The organism is Legionella maioricensis (assembly GCF_023618015.1).
GTDB lineage: Bacteria > Pseudomonadota > Gammaproteobacteria > Legionellales > Legionellaceae > Legionella > Legionella maioricensis.
Map to the genome: position 1 here is coordinate 221,149 of NZ_JAJKBJ010000001.1, position 19,002 is coordinate 240,150.

Consider the following 19,002-nt stretch of genomic DNA (forward strand, 5'->3'; position numbering starts at 1 on the left):
GGAGTGCATTTGCCGGGCCAGGGGCCCGACATCCTTCTTAGGTTGAACGCCTTTGACTGTTCACATTCGTTACAATATGGAAAAGGAGAACGAAAATGAAAATATTGATGGTGTTAACCTCCCACGATCAACTGGGCAATACTGGGCGCAAAACAGGTTTTTGGCTTGAAGAATTCGCAGCCCCCTATTTTGTTTTCGTCGACGCAGGCGTCGAGTTGACTTTGGCCTCACCCAAGGGTGGGCAGCCTCCGGTCGATCCGAAGAGCGATTTGCCAGAAAATCAGACTCCCGCAATGACGCGGTTCAAGAAGGATGATAAGGCGAAAAAGGCTCTTTCCCAGACCGCTAAGCTTGGCGACATGAAGGCAGAAGATTTCGACACGATATTTTATGTCGGTGGTCATGGCCCGTTGTGGGATCTCGCTGAAAGTCCCGTATCAATCAACTTAATCGAGTCTTTCTACAATTCCGGCAAGCCGATTGCTTTGGTATGCCATTCACCCGGCCTGCTTCATCGGGTGACCTACAAAGGAGCGCCTATTGTCAAAGGCAAACGAGTGACTGGTTTTGCCAACAGTGAAGAGGAAGAAGTGCATCTTACTAATGTGGTGCCATTCCTCGTCGAGGATGAGCTAAAGCGACTGGGTGGGCGTTATGAAAAGGCCCCCAATTGGCAAAGTTTTGTAATCGTTGATGGCCGTCTCATCACTGGACAGAATCCTGCATCTTCCACTGCCGCGGCTCAAGCGTTACTGACGCTAGTATCAAAGAGCGAAAAAGCAGCATAGATATAGTCACCTCTGCATCGCGAGAGAGGATTAACCTCAAGAAGGTTATAGCCCTCTCCCGCGAATTAAATCAGTTCATTACTCATATTTTCTCTCACTGGGGATGAATTTTCAGTCATGACTATTTATTTTCCCTCATAAGCACGCGTGAGCGTTGCGATATCGAATTTCTTCATCGGCAAAAATGCTTGGGTTAGACGGTCAATCTGCTCACGGGTACCATTTTTCATCATTTCGCCCAAAGAGGTAGGAGTTACTTGCCATGAGAGGCCGTACTTGTCCTGTACCCAGCCATAACGTTTACTAAAGGGATATTCTTGAAGCGGCATAAGCACCTTGCCCTCTCTGTTCAACTGGTTCCACAGCCTATCAAGTTTTTCTCCCGCATCCTTTTCCTGCTTGGGATTGAATTTAATCCGAACCCTCAAGGGAGATCTTTTTTAAGATTTCCTCAATGGGCAAGCCCATAACATTATAATAGGAACCTTGTATTTCTTTAACAAAACTATCACGTACGTTCTGGATACCATACCCTCCAGCTTTATCGAAAGGATCTCCTGAATCAATATAATGATACATTTGCTGTTCTGTAAGGGTATGAAAAGTAATTTTAGTTGTTACATAATCAATATACCATCGTTGTTCGGGTAGAAAAATTAAAGCGTAACCTGTATAGACTTCGTGGGAATTGCCGCTCAGCGTGCGCAACATTCTATAGGCATCTTCGTAGTCACGAGGTTTTTCTAAAATATGATCTTGATAAGACACTGTAGTATCTGCTGCCAGAATTAAATCCGCTGCGCCAACTGCAACCTGCGTCAAAATAGTTTGAGCCTTTTCTCTGGCAAGTCGAGTTACATAGGTTTGAGCATCCTCGCCTTTTTGCTGAATTTCTTCAATATGAGCTGGAATAACCACAGCAGTTAATCCGTGCTCTTGCAGTATTTGCAAGCGTCTTGGAGATGCGCTGGCTAGAATAATTTTTAACAGATTATTAGGTTTCATAAAAATACAGTTTAATGTTTAAAGCACATTATAGATGTGTTATAGCTCCATGCCAATCTGGATTAGCACAGCGTAACTCGGGAAATCTCATTGCTTTAGGTACCATTCAAATCCGGATTACGCGGCGCTAATCCAAGCTACCAACGCTTAACTTAATGGGGATTTTTTAACATGGAAAAGTCCTCAGGTTTCTCGAATTTAGATCTTTCATTACTTAATATTCATTTATAGGACAGGATATTAGCTCAACCCATAATCGTCGAGCCAAGAGATTTTTTGCTAATTAAAAAATCTTTTTGCTAAAACAGTATGAGGGCTGAGAAGCATTGCCATTGACTTAAGCTGCTTTCCGACATCCCGGGAGTTTACAACGAGGGATCTCTTGGACCAGGCATGAGCCACATTGGAGAGATCCTTCGCCTCGCTCAGGATAACGGTTATTAAGTCAATGACTCTTCCAGACTTGTTCCTACATCGCAAAATTATGACTTAAAGGTCTTGAAGTAGGCTCAATAAATTGTTCAGATAATAATTCAGCCGCCAGTTGCTTCACCAGATTAGTAGACATAGCCTCTATAAAACGAGAGCTTAATGTCTCCGTTCCTGGTTGCAATTTTTTATGCTCCTTGACAAAAGCTGAAATTTTACGAGTCAACGACTGTATCAATAAACCATTTAATGGAATAAATAAATCGCTCTCCTCTCCTATACATCTTGGATGGTTTGGCGTCATATGAGCATGCAAATACCCGACTAATTTTGTGATAACGGCTTGTTGGAACTGTTTATTGGGGGGCAACAGTGAACTTAGACTTGTATAGTTCTCTGGCGCTATTCCTTTCTCCAAATCCAAACGCAATGCACTGACTCTTTCTTGATTGTAGCGATAAACCATTCCTGTTGACACAGTTTTGTCCATCAACTCATTGAGATGATAATGGTACTGATCACTATCAAGTTTTGAACAAATAAAAGGTAAAATAACATCAAAAGGCGGACAAAAAGCTTGAGCTTCAGTGAAGCGTAAAGGCTGAACCTGCACCTTTGCCCGGACTATCTGTTCCAAGTGCTCATCACTAAATACGATGCCGTCAGTAAAAAGTTGTCCTTTATTATCCTTGAATGAAGAATGAAGCAAAGGCGGATTTTCTTCAAATAAGGTATTTGACATGATTTGTTCAATACACCGCCTTAGATAATTACAGAATTGTTGGGCCTGATCTTGCTCCATCTCACTCTCAACACTAAGAAGATATTGCTGAAAGACCGGTTCCAAAAGCTCATCGTATATTATTCTTAGCGATTGTATTTGTTGCTTCTGGAGCTCATGTTGAGAGGTTAACCAGCGTGAGGTTTGTAAAGTAAGCAAGCTTGCACCGGTATGCCAAGGATATTTCTGTAACTGATTAATTTTGGCATCACTATTGCCGTCTATTACTTCGTAAACTAAAGTCTTCTTCCATAGTTCTATGTGCTTATCGATTTTGATTAACGAGTCTAAATGAACACTCAATTTGTTTTTTGAGGCAGAAAATAGAGGAATTTCTTTTTCTTTTCCGTTTTTTTTGTCGCCCAGAGCAGACTCCATGACTGGACTAATAGTTGGAAGCGAGCTCTCTAGTTCTTGCTCATATTCTTCTCGCTTTAATGTCGAAGTTGGATTTACTTGGGATTTAAAAAAGCGGGAAAAGAAACCTTTTCTCTCACTCGCTAATTTCAGCCGACTCCCAGTCTTTATTACGCTGCCTTGCGTTTTTTCTTTTCCATTGCTGCGGGCTTCTTTCTTTTCTCTCATCGTTGGACTTCCTTATGTTGTTGAAAAAAAATACACACCATTCTAGATCACTATTAAATTTAGATCAAATAGGTTAAGCTTGAATCAATCTAGCCTAATGATTAAACAGTATTTTTTTTTAAGTTTGAGTTTTGAGGGCTATCTGGGAGGACATTCGGGCAATTTAGGAAAATATTAGTATTAGAGAAATGAATCCAAATCAAGGGTGGAATGATTATTCAGTGCTTTTCCATGAGCATTTAAAAAAGCATCTGTTGTGGATCGTCCTTCTTCAAAAAGCATGCGAAGAAAAGACCATTCAGCATTTAATTTAGACGAGTATCCTAATTCAACCATTTTGGAGCTGGTAATACGATGAATACGCATTTTAGCCCAACGCGCCCCTTCTCCTAAATCGAGATGAGCAGTCTTTCTTAGCAAGGCGATCATACGTAACTCTTTCATCAATGTGGCATTGAAGGCAACTTCATTAAGACGATTAAGAATATCGCGAGCACTCTTTGGTGTACCGGGCCGCTCAATAGGATTTATCTGCACGAGCACAGTATCACTGGATTCACACTCCTGGATCAGAGGAGTAATGGTGGGATTTCCTGTATATCCACCATCCCAATAAGCCTCACCATCAATCTCGATCGCTTGAAACATTGAGGGCAAACAGGCAGAAGCAAGCAACACATCTGGAGTAATTTCCTGATTTCGGAATACCCTTCCTCGTCCAGTTTTTACATTAGTTGCGGTGATAAACAATTTAATAGGTGATTTAATCAATGCAGGAAAATTAATACTCTCCTCCAGTATATTTCGCAAAGGATTAAGATCGATAGGGTTTAGATCGTAAGGTGAAAAAAGACGTGAAGTGATATCAAAAGCGACAAATAAAGGTGAGTTATCCATAGTCCAATTTCCGGAAAGAATATCTAATGGCCCTCGTTGAAAAGGACTAAAACGCGCAGCCTCAGAGACTCGTTTCCAAAATGAAGTCAAGGCCTCCCTTGCCCCATTTGCGCCGCCACTGACATAGCCGTTTACTAAAACAGCTGCATTCATTGATCCAGCAGAAGTTCCAGAAATTCCTTCGATCAATAGCCCGGGCTCTTCCAGTAAGCGGTCGAGAACGCCCCAGGTATAAGCTCCATGAGCCCCACCACCCTGCAATGCCAGATCAATAAGAGTCACTTTCTTTTTAGTGTTAGATCGGCCCGTCGTCCCTGATTTTTTTGGCATGAATTACTGCATCCATAGAAGATACTATAGGTAAGTTTAGCACTTATTTTTATGCTACACCTATTTGATAGGTGGCATCCCAGGGCAAGATCGTCTAAATCATGGTTGACGCCATACTTCAGACGATATGTTTAACATAAAGGAGCGACAAACTAAAGCAGACATGATCAAATGTTCTTTTTTATTAAGAGCAGAGCATGCAAGCAGATTTATTGTCTCACTTTAAAGCCTTAGAAGACCCTCGAATTGATAGAACTAAACGCTATCCTTTGATTGAAATTATTTTTTTGATCATTAGTGCAACAATTTCCGGATGTAAAGGTTGGAAATCCATCAGAGACTTTGGCGTACTTAAGTTAAATTGGTTAAAGCAATATCTACGTTATGAGAATGGTGTTCCTGTTGATGACACTATAGCAAGACTCATGAGGAAGTTGAATACAAAACAATTTGCCAATTGCTTTACACACTGGATTCAAGCGGTAACAGAAGCAACAAATGGAGACGTTATTGCGATTGACGGAAAAACATTGCGGGGTAGCTTTAATACAAGGGATGGAAAGTCAGCGATCCGCATGGTAAGCGCCTGGAGTAGTGCAAATGGCGTCGTGTTAGGGCAAGAAAAAACAGCCGAAAAAAGTAACGAGGTAACAGCTATTCCTGAACTATTAAATAGCCTGGCTATTAAAGGATGTATTGTCACTATTGATGCCATGGGATGTCAGAAAAATATAGCTGAGCAAATTGTGAGACAAAAAGACGACTATTTGCTTGCCCTGAAAGGAAACCAAGGAAATTTTCATGAAGAAGTTATGTCATTTTTAATGCTGGCAAAATCTGCTAATTTTAAGAATGTAGCACATGATTTTCATGTAGAGGTCGATGCAGGACATGGTCGTATCGAGATCCGACGTGCTTATGCCGTTGATTTTAAAAAATATAGAGAGCATATGCCTGAAGGCATGAAATGGAAAAAATTAACCAGTCTAGTCATGATAGAGACAAGTAGAGATGGCCGTGATTTTAAAACTTTTGATACGCGCTTTTATATCAGCTCATGTGAGCCTTCAGCCAAGCCCCTTTTAAATGCTAGTCGTAAGCATTGGGGCATTGAAAATTCTCTGCATTGGACACCGGATGTTACATTTCGAGAAGATGAGTCCAGAATTAGAAAAGAAGCTGCGCCAGAAAATTATGCCATCTTTAGGCATATTGCGCTCAACATTATTCGTCGAAATACCTCTATCGAGGCCAGTATTAAACGTAAGAGGCATATGGCAGCACTGAATGATGATGTACGTGCAACTCTTATTAAAGGATTAATTTAAGACGCGGTTGCCCTGGGTGGCATCCTCTTTTAGATCAGTCATTTCGTGGCAGCGAGACCCTAATACGTTGAGAAAAATTCCTGCTTTTATTAGCAGCCTGAGCTGCCTTGTTAATCAGGGAGCGCTGGCGCAATTCGTCAAAGGGTAATGACGTGTTCAGCCATCCCTTAGTATACAGATAGCTGTCGATCCAACCGTTTAGGTAATGCCGGATGTCTAATCGCCCTTTCCTCCCCGCTGCATTGGCATAGCGTATAATATTTATAGTGCAACTATTGCTTAGCAAGTTGTAAAATTCCGGCTTATCGGCAAGTTGATTGATTCGCTTCAGATATACCATGAAGAGTTTACGCGCATTTTCAGGCGAGATATTGATGTGATAGAGATAAGTATTTTCTCCTCTGTAATTCGTGCGGACACGTACCAGATCACGCTCATCGCCTACAACGTAAATCAGTTCAAATTGTTTGAATAGAGAAGCAACTGGCGAAAAACCTTCACCAACTTCCGGTCTCGTTTCGATTGAGATGCTAACAGGGTCTGCATTGTCAAAAATAAAGCTCAGGAATGTGTGTCCCACTGGTCCTGGCATCCAATAAGAGATGTAGAGATCGACTCCCATTAAGTGCGCAAGCGATACTTCGCGCTCTTCATAACGTACCGTGAAATCATCTCTGGTTCGATAATCAAAGTTACGAAAACCAATAAAGCGCACCTTATCCCCGCTGATGATCGCCCTTGGCATGACCGCTACTTCTGGTCGCCATGGGCGATCGTGTGAAGGCAAAATACTGCTCCACCAAACCATTAAGCCAATATATAGTGCAGTATAGAGCATAAGCATACGCGGTTTATGGGCAAACCATAAAGCCCAGATTCCAAATAGTGTGAACGTAATCGACAGACCAATGCGCACTGCACTCCATGGCAGATTGGAATAATAGATAGCAAGACCAGCCCATACGATGAGGCCTAATTTAAAGAGAAATTTGATTAGAGCTATAAACCAGCACAATGGTTTCCAATACCAGGCATTATTCTTGTGTGGCTCATCACGTGTCATAGACAGTTTCCGGTGATATTATTAAATCTAAATACCTCTTACTATCCCTCTAATAAAAGAGATAAACGATAAATGTATCAATGTTCTGTACGTTAGTGAAGAGTATTTTCACTAAGTTCAAGATAATAGATAAAGCTCGAGATTCATTTCCGCAATCCGGTTGATTGAACAGTCGGATGTGCATTTAGCATAATTACTATAAAATAAGTGCTTATTGCTGCGCAAAGATGCTTTAAAGTATGTCCACTTATCAATCCATATATCATTGGATCATAGTGTTCAAATATTTTTGCAACACCATAAAAAACAATCATCCATACATAGCTTTTTAATGGAGGATAAGAGCAGGGAAAGAAAAAGAGGATAAAAACAATTAAAAAAATCGAATAAAACTGCACTAAACCATATAATCTTAGATCGCCTTGGCCCGATAGTTCAGTCCAATACCAATATAAAACAGAGAAAATCCCCAAAGCTATAAATGGGGTTAATAGCCTAAACCCCAAGTTAGAATTGATTCTTTCCATTACTGTCAAAGACAGTAGTGACATAAAAACAATCGTTATCGGAATCCTATCCCATACTAAACGATCATTATCGGGTGCCCAATGATAATAAGAAGAACCAATGCCAATAAGGAAGACTCCAAAGAATAATATAAAAAAAACAATCGCCTCTTTTGCTGTCAAATTATTATTTTTCCATTGTTTTTGTAATGATATAAATCCAAGAATACTCACCAGAAGAAAAGGTATATTCGAAACAACATTCCAAAAATGGGGAATTCCCCATATTTGACGGACATCAGCAAACTGGTGATAGCTCTCCCATTGAGGGATTCGGGGGGTAAATAGATAAACCATTAAGGTAATAATACTCGTCAGGACAATAAAAAGAACTCCTGCAAATTTAGGCTTATTAGCGATGGAAGAATAGAGTGTTTTTGCCCGCATATGGTTCCTTGTGGCGGTAACATAGGATTATCTATTTAACTTTCTTAAATCTTATGCAATGGCTCGATAATTTTCAATATAAAGTTCGATTGTCAAAACCTCTAATGTATTAGATAATAATTTTTTTGTTTCAAATTGAGTGCCCCGTTTTACATAGGGTTTGATTAAGGCAGGCAGTAATTAACTTACCATAAATATAAGGTTAATGGTCGTGGAGTCTCCAATTATTTTTTCTCATGTAAGACTCTTTATTTTTGCTTTTATTATTAGTGTATATTGCGCTCTTTTTTACACGATGATCACCTGCCAATATAACTCTGACTTTGCCTCCTTTTATTCTTCAGCATTGGCTGCAAGACAAGGCCATAACCCTTACCAGACAATATTTACCAGCTTTCTTCCTATAAAAACTCAAAGCCTTATTAATTTAAATCCACCTATTATCTTATTGCTATTTTATCCATTGACTTATTTTAGTTATCCTGTGGCCCTTAATATCTGGCTGGTTCTTTCCATTATCATGGGTTTAATTGGCGCCTGGTATACTTTTAAAATTGTTTTTGCACAAAACTTTATTAAGAAAAACTGGCTAAGTCTTTATGCGACGTATCTATTTTTCTTCTTCACCTTGATTTGTTTATCAACGAATCAAGTAGGAACATTATTATTGCTTTGCCTTATGCTAGGGTACTATTTTTACCTTAAAAATGATGATTATCTCGCAGGAATTCTCTGGGGATTTATTATTGGATTAAAATTATTTCCGGGCTTGCTCTTTTTTTATGTTTTAAGACAAAACCGTATCAAATTGTTTATTATTATGCTGGCCGCAGTTGCTTTCTGTTTTCTAATCCCCTTGCTTATTTATGGCCCAACGGTTTACAGTCAATTTTACAATGCGATGATAGGTATTGAGTGGTACGAAAATCTCTGGAATGCTTCTGTATTAGCATTTATTCATCGTCTATTTGCGGAGATAAACTACATTGATTGGGTTATGCCCACCTATATTATCGTATTGTTTGTATCCCTAATTGGGTATTTATGGAGTCTCACCTCAAATGGTACCTCTGATGATATAAACCACCAGCCGTTCTGTTTAACTCTCGTAACGATGTTAATACTCAGCCCTCTAGGTTGGGTTTATTATTTTCCAATATTACTATTTCCTTTAATGCTGTTATGGGCAAGTATAATGCAGGAAAAAGAACCGCTATCACAGTCAGCTAAAATTTGGCTTACGGGCTTATTTTTACTTAATTTCCCAACAGCTGGTATTACAACAATGCAGGTTGTACATTATGATGATAAAACGCAATTGATTCCATTTTATTTTTTTGGACTTGTCGTTTTAATCTACCTTTTAACAGTCAATAAAAAATATCTGCCTGGTAATAATGATGTGATCATTGATGAGCAAAAAAACTCATTCTTATTAATTACGTTTCTTATTATGGCTTTTAGTTTCATCATTCCCAGCACGGGTTTCTTGCTCCGCTTATCTAGAGCCTGTGTTTACTGACACTGACAGCCAAGTAGTCGTATCCCCATTGAGACACAACTACTCGTCTTTTTTTTGGTATTTAAAAGAAATGGTCGTCCGAATCATTAGGATCATTATTGCCATCCGGTGACAGATTGAAGTCAACGGGCTCACCTGGAATTTTTCGGCTTTCGCTAGCCCATTCCCCTAAATCTATTAGTTTACAGCGATCGGAACAAAAGGGTCTGAAGGTGTTTTCTGGGCGCCAGGTATTAGGTTTGCCACAGGTCGGGCAGGTGATTTTCTGTTGGTTATTCATGACAGTCTTTGTTAATTGATATTAGGAATCGCAGTATGCAATACAGAACATAACATTTTCAATATAAGGACTTAACATGATTTCTATAAGGGACACATTTCACTCATTGATTTGTGTACTGATAGATGGAAAAACCTTTGTGATAACCCATGTAATGATACAACCTATAACAATAAACACGGCTGCAGGGATAAGAGCACTTGGAGGTAAAAATGTAATGGCAGTAAGATTTAAAACCACTGCGAAACAGGGCACAAATAGAGGAATTTTAAATATTTTAGCATCGCTTTTTTCTTTGCCCTCATCCCATTTAATTTTTACCAAGGCAATACTGCTTAATGAAAATACCAGCAAGACTATAGTACTTGTAGAACTGGCAAGTCCCGCCAAAGTCCCCGTTAAACTGAATCCCAGGACTAAAGGATATATCAATAAAATTGCAATATAGGGGGTATGAAATTTACTGTGAATCGTCTGCAAAAATTGGGGTAAAAGATTAGATTTTGACATCCCATAAAGCAAGCGTGATGCTGTAATATAATTTAATAAAGTTGTATTAGAAACCGCGAAAATAGCAATAATTGAAAACAAGTATTGGGGCATAGCGGGATAGGATTTGCTGACCACATCTAATAGAGGGGAGTCAGAGTGACTCAGTTGGCTAGGGGGAATAATTGCTGTCGCCACCCAACTCACAGCAAGATACAAAATCCCAGCTGTTGCGATAGAGGATAATATTGCGCGAGGTATATTTTTTTCTGGCTGTTTGACTTCCTCTGCAACGTTTGCCAGATCTTCAAACCCTGTGAAAGCAAAAAAGGCTAAAGCCGCACCTTGAAACACATCCCCGATTCTGGGCATTCTTTCTCCGGGAGTGACCATAACCTCGACATGGGTAGTTGCCAAATACCAAAAACCCAAAACCAGCACTATTAATAAACCACTTACCTCCACAGAGGTACTTATTACATTAGCCAGAGATGATTGTTTGATTCCACGTAGATTAATTAAAAGCAAGATACTCAAAAAACCAGAGACACCAAGCCAGTTAGGAATATTGAATCCAAAGGTATTAAGATATCCAACAAATGCATGCGATAAAGTGGACATAGAGAGAATAGTGGCACTAAGGAGCAATAAACCAGCCAGTATCGATAACCATTGGGAATCAAAAGCCTCTTGAATATAAACGGAGACTCCGCCACTCCTGGGAAAACGACTGCCGAGTTCGCCGTAAGTCAGTGCTGTGAGAAATACAATTCCCATTGCAATAGCAAATGAAAGCCAGGTTAATGAACCGGCATGCCCCGCAATTTTTCCTACAATGGCATAAATTCCTGCCCCAAGTATGTCCCCTACCCCATAAATAATTAAAGCACTTAAACCAAGAGCACGGATCAAACCGGTTGGAGGATCATTCTTCATTTAAAGTCCTTTTTATATTGGAGAAAACGCAAACACAATATTATAAAAATGGAGTTTTCTATCTATTGCTTAAACTGAAGCTGTATATTTTAAGCCAATTATAGAGATAAGCAGAAGACTGAGAAACATAAATCTTAGCAGAGATACAGGTTCATGGAGCAATAGAATTCCTAATACAGCAGTACCCAACGCCCCTATTCCTACCCATACTCCATAAGCAGTTCCTATAGGGAGAACTTGCACCGCTTTTGCTAATAACAGCATACTGCCTACCAATGTTGCCAAAGTGAATAGACTGGGGACTAATTTTGAAAAACCATCGGTGTATTTTAAACCAATTGCCCAGCATACCTCTAAGAGACCTGCCAAAAACAAGTTAAGCCAAGCTAATAACATGATTGTTCCTTTTTCAAAATAATAAAAAGGCGTCGTCTTATCTTAACCAGGTACGGCGCGTCTCGTCCGGAACACTTTTTCATAGTATAACTAACCAAATGTAAACTCCAGGCTTATCTACTAAGTCTTTTATGATTATTTATAACCCGCTAGATATCTCCTTACAAGCTGATAAATAAAAACAGCTAAATAAGCTTGGCCACAGAAGGCCTCTATCCAGGCCAGGCATTGCATGCTCGAGCTTGTAGCTATCACATCGCCAAACCCCACAGTGGTTAACCTGCGGAAGGAACAATAAATTGCCCTGGTCTGTGGATAAGATTCAAAACCCAATATCGATTGGGGATAGCGTGAATACATTAGGTGTTTAAAGTCCTGCTTATCACGGCGCCAGCCAAGCAAACACCCGCAGTTGTCAAACCTATTGCTACTGCTGGTTTAAAAAAATTATAGTGATTGGGCTTTTTCTCTATTTCATTCAGTTTAGGTTCTTGCTGCAGGATAAGATCATGCGACGGACTTGCGTTCACCAGAACTCCTGGGCGCGCTATAACTTTAATTGTCGAGGTAAAACCATTTTTTTTTGCTTCTATGAGGTACTCTCCCTTCGGGACATTGAAAAAGCCAAAGCCGCCATCCAGTGAAGTAGCTTGTAAGAATCGGATAAGAGGATTGGTTTTATCAATAAATGGGAAAATAGCAAAATAAAAGGGATTTACGTTTACATTCGGAGATAAAGTGACTTTAACACCAGCAACGCCTTGGGGAATATCATCCATGGTGGTATTAGGAAGTGTAATGGTTGCAGCAATCTGACGGCTTTAGGATCTTCAGTAATTCCCATAGCCCAGGAAAGAACTTTACAAGCCAGGTTTGAAGGAACCTGAAAAGAATAACCTCTGGGAATCCAGTACTACTTTCAAACAAAACTCCGCCAATTGCTTCGCTATGCTCGCAACGACGGGATTTTTTCCTTAGCTTGACGGCTTTGGCCAAGTGGCCCGCCCTGTTACGCTTTAGCTATTATCACCCAAAAGACGAAATATTGACTATAATTTAATCAAGATACACCACTCAAAAACTCACTAAATTGTTCACACTTTTATCTGACGTTTTTGCTAGGGAGAATTGTGATGTACTACATCAAAGTTAATGATGAGCTAATACCGGTAACCCCAAGTGATTTAATTTCTCAACTGCAAGACATTCAAGCCCGTTTTGACTTGGAACCCCTTAGTAATGATTTACTTGCTTTAGCACAAATAGACCGAGAGTTCGATTTCCAGCTTACTTTCTTTCATCCTGAAAGTGACAACCCTTTTCATCAAGGGGTTGCGCGACAACTGGAACAATTACGCAGTAAATTGGATGAAGCTCTAAATGCTCAACAGAAGGAGCTCGCTCAAAATCCATACCCCTTAAAACCAAACAAGCCCGATGAACCAAGCCGATGGATGCCCAATCCTAATTATGTTGAATACGATCCCTCTTATATTGGCGGTGGTGGGTACGTTGGCGGCGACAGTGAGTCCAAAGAAATTCCTAATGAAAACTACGATAATGAAATGATCTCTTACAATCAGGAAATGACCCAATATCGAATAGATCTGCAAAACTATGAACCTGAATGCACCAGGATTGATAAAGTAAGAGCAGAAATAAAAGGACGTCACGCCCAAATCATACTGCCACTTGAGGAAGCTATCCAATCCAATGAAATATTACAGAATCTTCAACAAAATGTTACAAAGTACGACTGGACTCTGCTCAATAATGATATAACCAATAGAATTGGACTAGCAGCAACCGATAGAACTGGTTATAAGCAAGCAATAATAAATAAGATAACGGCTGTATGTTTTGATAAGACGCTATCAGATACAGATAAAGTTGATACTCTTCGATCTTTCTTGCAGAACGCTTATATTTGGGCAAATGAAGTAAATAGCAAGGGATTAAAAACGAGTATTGGCCAAGTGCTTGAAAATACTTTTCAGGCTAATGTTCCTCAAAAACATCAATCTACCAATGTATTTAACTCGGGAATAAGTTTTATTAGTAATCTAGGCGATCGCGGTATAGGAAAACTATCACGGTTCGTTGAAGAAACGGGATTTAAAACCAACCTTTCCGACGAGGAATATCTGGATAAAATACAACAAAAAGCTAATGAGTGCGCAACCCAATATGAGGTGGATTATAGTTATCACAATTTATCCCAGAATTTTGAATTGACAGACAACAATCCCGATCTGCCAATGAATTTATAATAATGAGCCATGACAACTGGCTTTGACGTCCCATGACTCGTCCATGGGACATGATTTTGTGAATACTTCACAGGATGACACTCATTAAAAACCCGATGTGCCAATAACAAGTATTATCCGGCTGTTTGAGCTTGCCCCAAGTGCCATATTAGACCATAAGGTGAAGGGCCATTAGTTATATAATAAGGAAAGAAATTATTATTTTCTGAACTGGGTTGAATCTTTAAAGAACCCGTATACCCCACGTAGGGGGTCATGTAATTACCATACATTTCAGTACCATCATGAGGGCTATCTGCATAAACTTCAGTTCCAGCACTAAAATATTTAGGCAGGTCATTAATTGAGGGGTAAATACTGTCAGCATAATAGCCTAATAATACACTGACGCTGTTTGCAGCATTGGGGCCCGAAGAATTATGTGTAACCAGTGTTAGATAATAGGCAGGACTATTTAAATATTGACTTAGCGTGGTGTGGGTCACTTGGAAAATATAATCCAGACTTGTATTAGTGGGACTACCTAATACAGGAGTATTAGGAAATTGAACAAAATTAGGACACTCAACATTATAACAAGAGTTATTTCCATAATTATCAACACTGGCAAAAACAAAGATACTGGTGGAAGCAGGATCAGTAAAATAAGCACTGGCAATAATTCCAAACTCTGTTGAATAAGTAGGAATCGCTTGTTGATAGGTATTGTTTGTAAACCAAAACTGATCCAGTGAATGATCTGAGAAATTATTACTTCTTACGGTTTGATTTTGTGGGCCTTTGAAATACGCTTGATTGGCTTCTGTTAAAATACTAATCAGATTACCTGAATCATCTTCACCTAACTGATACGAATAGCCTCCATGGGGTGGTTTCCCTACTGCTGGAGCTTGTTTTTTATTAGCTTGCCTGGAAGTAAGCATCACTTTGGAGGGGCGTAAAATAGCAACACCCCCTATTGGGCATTGGCTGGCAGAATTGAAATCGAAATTCTCCCCCATTTTTTTTAATGCGTTTAAGTTATCTTTAGTAGCTTTTTTTATTGCTGACAACATATTTTGGGTTAATACAGGATTGTCGATTAAGGCAGGTTGCTCAGCAAAAGGGATACAATCTACAGTGTAATGGTTTTTATTTATGGTTTTTAAAATATGAATTTTCTTATAGTAAGCAATCGTTTTTAATAGTCGCTTTTTTAAAGCAGTCGTTTCTGGCTGATAGTTTGCAATCGTTTTTACATAGTTTTGCAATTCTAAAGAATGGGTGATGCTTGGGCTACCACTTGGTGCTGAAAAATTATCTGCATGAGCAGTAACTGATATAAAACAGTTCGCTATAAGAAAGAGAAAAGAGATACATAGTTTCATTTGACCAAATTCCTTTTGTAAAGTTTAGCTTGCCAATTTAGGCCTCATATTCATGATCGTCCGTATTCAGTTAAGAGTAATAGCTCTCACACATCTCACACTGTTATAGAATGTTTTAAAAACACTAAGTTGATTGCCATTATCAAAAAACTGGAACCAGGCACTATTTTCATCATTCTCAGTAGAACTCCAATAAACCGCATTCATGAAACCCGAAATAGCGGCTTGATTTGTATAAAGACAATTCAGTTGCTCTTTTGCAGGTAAAAACCAGTCATTGTATCCATTGATTGTTCCTAAACAAAGGTTTACTGCCGAATTGGTTATTCCTGCGCCTATAATTAAATTACTATTACTGGCACCATCAACGGTGCTTTGTGCTCCAGTAGCAGTACCAAAGCCACCCCAGGGTATTCCATTAATACTATCGTTCGTTGCGGCAATAAGATTCATATAGGGAGCTCCTCCCAAGCAAGCGACAACTCCCCCCCCGTAACTGGCTCCTATTGGTGGAAATAAAATAATCGTTTTAGGAACGGTATTGCTCACCGAAAACAAACAATACCCATTACTGGAAGGCGTGCAGTCAATCCCCAAGTTTGCCAGGGTATGTTGAGAATTAATTTTAATTCCGGCAAAGGGATAAACATGATTAGGCACAGTGGTGGTAATGTTTAAGTTTAATGCTGAAACAGTATAGTTCTGACAACTAAGAGCGGCTTTTCCATTGAGGCAGAGAGTGATATTCGCAACATTGGGGGCTCCTGTGGCAATAACATTAAATAACAAGCCACTGCCAGCATGATTGGCTTGACCTATTGACCAAGCGAATAAAAAACTGGCTATAACGGATAGTTTCTTCACTAGTGCAGAAGATAGTTTACTGACTCGCTTCTTGTTTTCCCTCACAAAATGCCTCTTTCAATACTTTAAAAAAATAACGTTATCAGAAAGTATTGAAAAATTATATAGGTTTATCAAGGACGATTTTTAATTCAGAATATTGCTTCGAGATAATGTCTAACCATAAATTATGCTATACACTTAAAACACTTAAACACAGAATAATTTTGCAAAATTTGTTTTTAATTGATACAATTGCATTTTAATTAAACTGAAAGTACCTAAATGAGACGATCCATTTTTCAACCAGCAAAACACCGTGTTCCTTTCCAAGAATATATGCACGATCTTTTAAAAGAGGCCACCCGAATTAATAAAAATTCTAACGGGGACCAACGTTATAGCAGTGCGCAACTTGAAATAGCACTTCTTTCTTTTTGTGATTTCAAAGCGTTAAAAAATGAAATGGATCCTGATATTGAAGTCGATTTTTCCAATGTTACCCTGCAATATGATTCGCAAGCAGGCTTCGACTGGCTGGATTTGTCGGTTAGTTATAAAGATCCGGACGCCATTTCTTATTTTCAAGAAAATTTGGAAAAGGATAGTAATTTTAAAAAAGTTTATGAGGCATATAAGCAATATATTAGACCAGATTGTGCATTACAGAATTATGAAGAAATAACCAGCCCCCCCTCTTTAAAAAAATAATGGAGTTAACAGGAAATCCTTCTAGGCACAAACTGAGTATAGAAGACGATAATATGTAATGACCTAACCTTAATAAAAATCATGGTGGGAACTGCTAAAATTATAGTTATATGAATAAAAATAGGGACCATGATGCAAAGGATTAAAGTGTTCCTCCAGGCTTTATTTTGTATTTACTTACTTCTGATTTCAGAGTCTGGATTCTCTTGTGCGTGCTTTAACTTCTATCACCTACAGACCTTATTCATTAATCAGCCTAACGTCTCTTGTCAAATGAATACGCAGGGCATTATCGTAATGGTTCTAATCACCAATGGAAAAGATATAGCCTATAGCAATCCGGAAAGATGTGAAATTCGAGCTCTTTATCATAATATTTCCAGGCAATATGCCCCTTTTTCAAATGAAAATAGTGAGTGCATCAACGAGCTAATGACCGCCTGTCAAAACCTGGGGGTACCAGTAATTAATAATAATCTATAGAGAGTCCCCACTTAATAAATTAGAGGTCCTATTGAAATCTGATGCATTTTTAGCTTTGTTATATCCAAAATATGACTTAAATGTGTGCTAAATGAATAAATATTGAAAAACAAGCCAATAAAAAGTTGCTTTAAACTCAATCTTGTGTAAAATTTGCTTCGATTATGAACAGTAAATTAATTTACACAATATTAAGTATAGTTTATCTTACGTTCAGATTCGTGGTGCTTATGCCCCATGAAAAAGTTCCAGGGACAATAGTACCTCCTAAAAAAGAAGTCACTCAAACCCAACCTTTAAAGAAACCAACAGTAAAGAAGAATACTTCGGATAAGGTTGCGTTAAAGGAAGAGACTCCTCAAAAAAATGCTTCCCCTAAGAGTAAAAATGCTCCGCCTAAGAGCAAAAATACTTCTCATAAAGGGAAAAGTATTGCTCATAAAAAGAAAAGTACTTCTCATAAGCGCAAAGAAAAAGTCATTATAAAAAGCAGTGCTGCAAATCTTGCTTTAACAAAAATATCTTTTGATGAATTGCCTGGCTGGGATAAAGCCGATGTTAAAAAGTCTTTATCAGCATTCCAGTTGTCATGTGAAACATTCTTAAAGCAGAAACCCTCCCATGCAACTGGCTCCAAGCACATTAAATTAAAAGCTGGGGACTGGCATCCAGCATGTAAAGCAGCTGTCGCCCTTGATTCAATCTCGGAAGATACAGCAAGAACATTTTTTGAAAAGTGGTTTCATCCTCTTGAGTTTGAACAAAAAAAGCCCGTTCATGGCTTATTTACAGGTTACTACATGCCCCAGCTGAAAGGCAGTTTAAAAAGAACTTCTGAATTCAGTACACCCATTTATGGATTACCCAAGAGAGCAAGCCAAAAACATTATACTCGTGAACAAATAGATAATGGGGTTTTAAATAAAAAAGCACCTGTAATTGCCTGGATTCACAGCCCTATTGAACGACTTTTCTTGGAAATAGAGGGTTCTGGCGTTATTCAACTAACTAATGGTAAAAATATATATCTAGGATATGCCGGTGAAAACGGCGCTCCCTATACTTCAATTGGAAAGGTGCTGATCAATAAAGGAATCATGACTAAGCATAATGCGTCGAAAGCCGCCATTATACGCTATTTGGAAAGTCATGCTGATATAGCAAATAATATCATCCACAAAAACAAGTCCTTTGTTTTCTTTGAAAATTTAAAAAGACCCGTTGCTATTGGCGCTCAAGATATGACTCTTACTCCAGGTTATTCGTTAGCCATTGATAAAAAATGGATCCCCCTTGGGGCACCACTTTGGCTAGACACCAAGCGACCCGTGCAAAAAAGTAATGAGAAACAATTCCAACGCCTTATGATTGCTCAAGATACTGGTGGGGCAATTCGCGGATTTATGCGCGGTGACATCTATTGGGGATCCGGAAAAATTGCAACATTTCTTGGCGAACATATGAAAAATAAAGGGCATTATTGGTTACTGCTTCCTAAACATATTTTTAACAGGCTAGCCAAACAATAAAGCCACTAAGGGTAATC

General features: G+C 39.0%; 20 protein-coding genes and 1 riboswitch. Of the genes, 7 read left to right on the top strand and 13 right to left on the bottom strand.

Annotation, left to right across the window (positions count from 1 at the left end; all coding sequences use genetic code 11):
- The first annotated feature begins 95 nt into the window (after nucleotides 1-95).
- Nucleotides 96-788: a type 1 glutamine amidotransferase domain-containing protein gene (locus tag LOX96_RS00935; RefSeq protein WP_250421411.1), complete on the top strand. Its 693-nt coding sequence runs from the start codon at nucleotides 96-98 to the stop codon at nucleotides 786-788.
- Between the two features lie 125 nt (nucleotides 789-913).
- Here the strand turns inward: LOX96_RS00935 and LOX96_RS00940 are convergent, their stop codons facing one another.
- The 4 genes from LOX96_RS00940 to LOX96_RS00955 form a co-directional block, all read right to left on the bottom strand.
- Nucleotides 914-1,216, bottom strand: a complete 303-nt coding sequence (locus LOX96_RS00940; RefSeq protein WP_250421410.1) for a VOC family protein — start codon at nucleotides 1,214-1,216, stop codon at nucleotides 914-916.
- Entirely contained in the window at nucleotides 1,200-1,793 is a 594-nt protein-coding gene (locus tag LOX96_RS00945; RefSeq protein ID WP_250421409.1) for a Maf family protein, read from the bottom strand. Before LOX96_RS00945 ends, LOX96_RS00940 begins: the two co-directional genes overlap by 17 nt.
- A gap of 469 nt (nucleotides 1,794-2,262) precedes the next feature.
- A complete protein-coding gene (locus LOX96_RS00950; RefSeq protein WP_250421408.1) occupies nucleotides 2,263-3,588 on the bottom strand; it encodes a hypothetical protein in 1,326 nt (441 codons plus the stop codon).
- Nucleotides 3,589-3,768: 180 nt separating this feature from the next.
- Entirely contained in the window at nucleotides 3,769-4,815 is a 1,047-nt protein-coding gene (locus tag LOX96_RS00955) for a patatin-like phospholipase family protein (protein ID WP_250421407.1), read from the bottom strand.
- Nucleotides 4,816-5,012: 197 nt separating this feature from the next.
- Here LOX96_RS00955 and LOX96_RS00960 point away from each other — a divergent pair, with 197 nt between their 5' ends.
- Nucleotides 5,013-6,143 (top strand): ISAs1 family transposase, encoded by a 1,131-nt coding sequence (locus LOX96_RS00960; protein ID WP_250421406.1) that lies wholly within the window; start codon nucleotides 5,013-5,015, stop codon nucleotides 6,141-6,143.
- A 34-nt stretch (nucleotides 6,144-6,177) separates the two neighbouring features.
- On the opposite strand, the gene LOX96_RS00965 is transcribed toward LOX96_RS00960, so the two are convergent.
- Both LOX96_RS00965 and LOX96_RS00970 read right to left on the bottom strand, forming a co-directional pair.
- The gene (locus LOX96_RS00965; RefSeq protein ID WP_250421405.1) at nucleotides 6,178-7,206 is read right to left on the bottom strand and encodes an Lnb N-terminal periplasmic domain-containing protein; all 1,029 of its coding nucleotides are present in this window, start codon (nucleotides 7,204-7,206) and stop codon (nucleotides 6,178-6,180) included.
- Between the two features lie 143 nt (nucleotides 7,207-7,349).
- Nucleotides 7,350-8,159, bottom strand: a complete 810-nt coding sequence (locus LOX96_RS00970; protein ID WP_250421404.1) for a ceramidase domain-containing protein — start codon at nucleotides 8,157-8,159, stop codon at nucleotides 7,350-7,352.
- 211 nt (nucleotides 8,160-8,370) lie between these two features.
- Between LOX96_RS00970 and LOX96_RS00975 the strand changes: the two genes are divergently transcribed.
- Nucleotides 8,371-9,681 (top strand): glycosyltransferase family 87 protein, encoded by a 1,311-nt coding sequence (locus LOX96_RS00975; protein ID WP_250421403.1) that lies wholly within the window; start codon nucleotides 8,371-8,373, stop codon nucleotides 9,679-9,681.
- Nucleotides 9,682-9,742: 61 nt separating this feature from the next.
- Here the strand turns inward: LOX96_RS00975 and yacG are convergent, their stop codons facing one another.
- The 5 genes from yacG to LOX96_RS00995 all read right to left on the bottom strand — a co-directional run bounded on the left by yacG (nucleotide 9,743) and on the right by LOX96_RS00995 (nucleotide 12,561).
- On the bottom strand, nucleotides 9,743-9,961 hold the full coding sequence (gene yacG / locus LOX96_RS00980) for a DNA gyrase inhibitor YacG (protein ID WP_250421402.1): 219 nt from the start codon (nucleotides 9,959-9,961) through the stop codon (nucleotides 9,743-9,745).
- A 99-nt stretch (nucleotides 9,962-10,060) separates the two neighbouring features.
- The gene (locus LOX96_RS00985) at nucleotides 10,061-11,386 is read right to left on the bottom strand and encodes an APC family permease (protein ID WP_250421401.1); all 1,326 of its coding nucleotides are present in this window, start codon (nucleotides 11,384-11,386) and stop codon (nucleotides 10,061-10,063) included.
- Nucleotides 11,387-11,455: 69 nt separating this feature from the next.
- Entirely contained in the window at nucleotides 11,456-11,782 is a 327-nt protein-coding gene (locus LOX96_RS00990) for a DMT family transporter (protein WP_250421400.1), read from the bottom strand.
- A 26-nt stretch (nucleotides 11,783-11,808) separates the two neighbouring features.
- Nucleotides 11,809-11,873: riboswitch (guanidine-III (ykkC-III) riboswitch) on the bottom strand.
- Between the two features lie 44 nt (nucleotides 11,874-11,917).
- Entirely contained in the window at nucleotides 11,918-12,142 is a 225-nt protein-coding gene (locus tag LOX96_RS17670; RefSeq protein ID WP_431606633.1) for an ion channel, read from the bottom strand.
- Nucleotides 12,142-12,561 (bottom strand): hypothetical protein, encoded by a 420-nt coding sequence (locus LOX96_RS00995; protein WP_250421399.1) that lies wholly within the window; start codon nucleotides 12,559-12,561, stop codon nucleotides 12,142-12,144. The genes LOX96_RS17670 and LOX96_RS00995 overlap by 1 nt, the downstream gene beginning before the upstream one ends.
- A gap of 354 nt (nucleotides 12,562-12,915) precedes the next feature.
- Here LOX96_RS00995 and LOX96_RS01000 point away from each other — a divergent pair, with 354 nt between their 5' ends.
- Entirely contained in the window at nucleotides 12,916-14,052 is a 1,137-nt protein-coding gene (locus LOX96_RS01000) for a hypothetical protein (RefSeq protein WP_250421398.1), read from the top strand.
- Nucleotides 14,053-14,165: 113 nt separating this feature from the next.
- On the opposite strand, the gene LOX96_RS01005 is transcribed toward LOX96_RS01000, so the two are convergent.
- Both LOX96_RS01005 and LOX96_RS17605 read right to left on the bottom strand, forming a co-directional pair.
- The gene (locus LOX96_RS01005; RefSeq protein WP_250421396.1) at nucleotides 14,166-15,419 is read right to left on the bottom strand and encodes a neprosin family prolyl endopeptidase; all 1,254 of its coding nucleotides are present in this window, start codon (nucleotides 15,417-15,419) and stop codon (nucleotides 14,166-14,168) included.
- 66 nt (nucleotides 15,420-15,485) lie between these two features.
- A complete protein-coding gene (locus tag LOX96_RS17605; RefSeq protein WP_250421394.1) occupies nucleotides 15,486-16,328 on the bottom strand; it encodes an Lcl domain-containing protein in 843 nt (280 codons plus the stop codon).
- Nucleotides 16,329-16,547: 219 nt separating this feature from the next.
- Here LOX96_RS17605 and LOX96_RS01015 point away from each other — a divergent pair, with 219 nt between their 5' ends.
- From LOX96_RS01015 to mltA, 3 genes are all read left to right on the top strand, one after another.
- Entirely contained in the window at nucleotides 16,548-16,973 is a 426-nt protein-coding gene (locus LOX96_RS01015) for a hypothetical protein (protein ID WP_250421393.1), read from the top strand.
- A 129-nt stretch (nucleotides 16,974-17,102) separates the two neighbouring features.
- Nucleotides 17,103-17,456: a hypothetical protein gene (locus tag LOX96_RS01020; protein ID WP_250421392.1), complete on the top strand. Its 354-nt coding sequence runs from the start codon at nucleotides 17,103-17,105 to the stop codon at nucleotides 17,454-17,456.
- A 230-nt stretch (nucleotides 17,457-17,686) separates the two neighbouring features.
- Nucleotides 17,687-18,985 carry a murein transglycosylase A gene (gene mltA / locus LOX96_RS01025; protein WP_348645835.1) on the top strand — a complete coding sequence of 433 codons (1,299 nt, stop codon included), beginning with the start codon at nucleotides 17,687-17,689 and terminating at the stop codon, nucleotides 18,983-18,985.
- Nucleotides 18,986-19,002 lie beyond the last annotated feature (17 nt).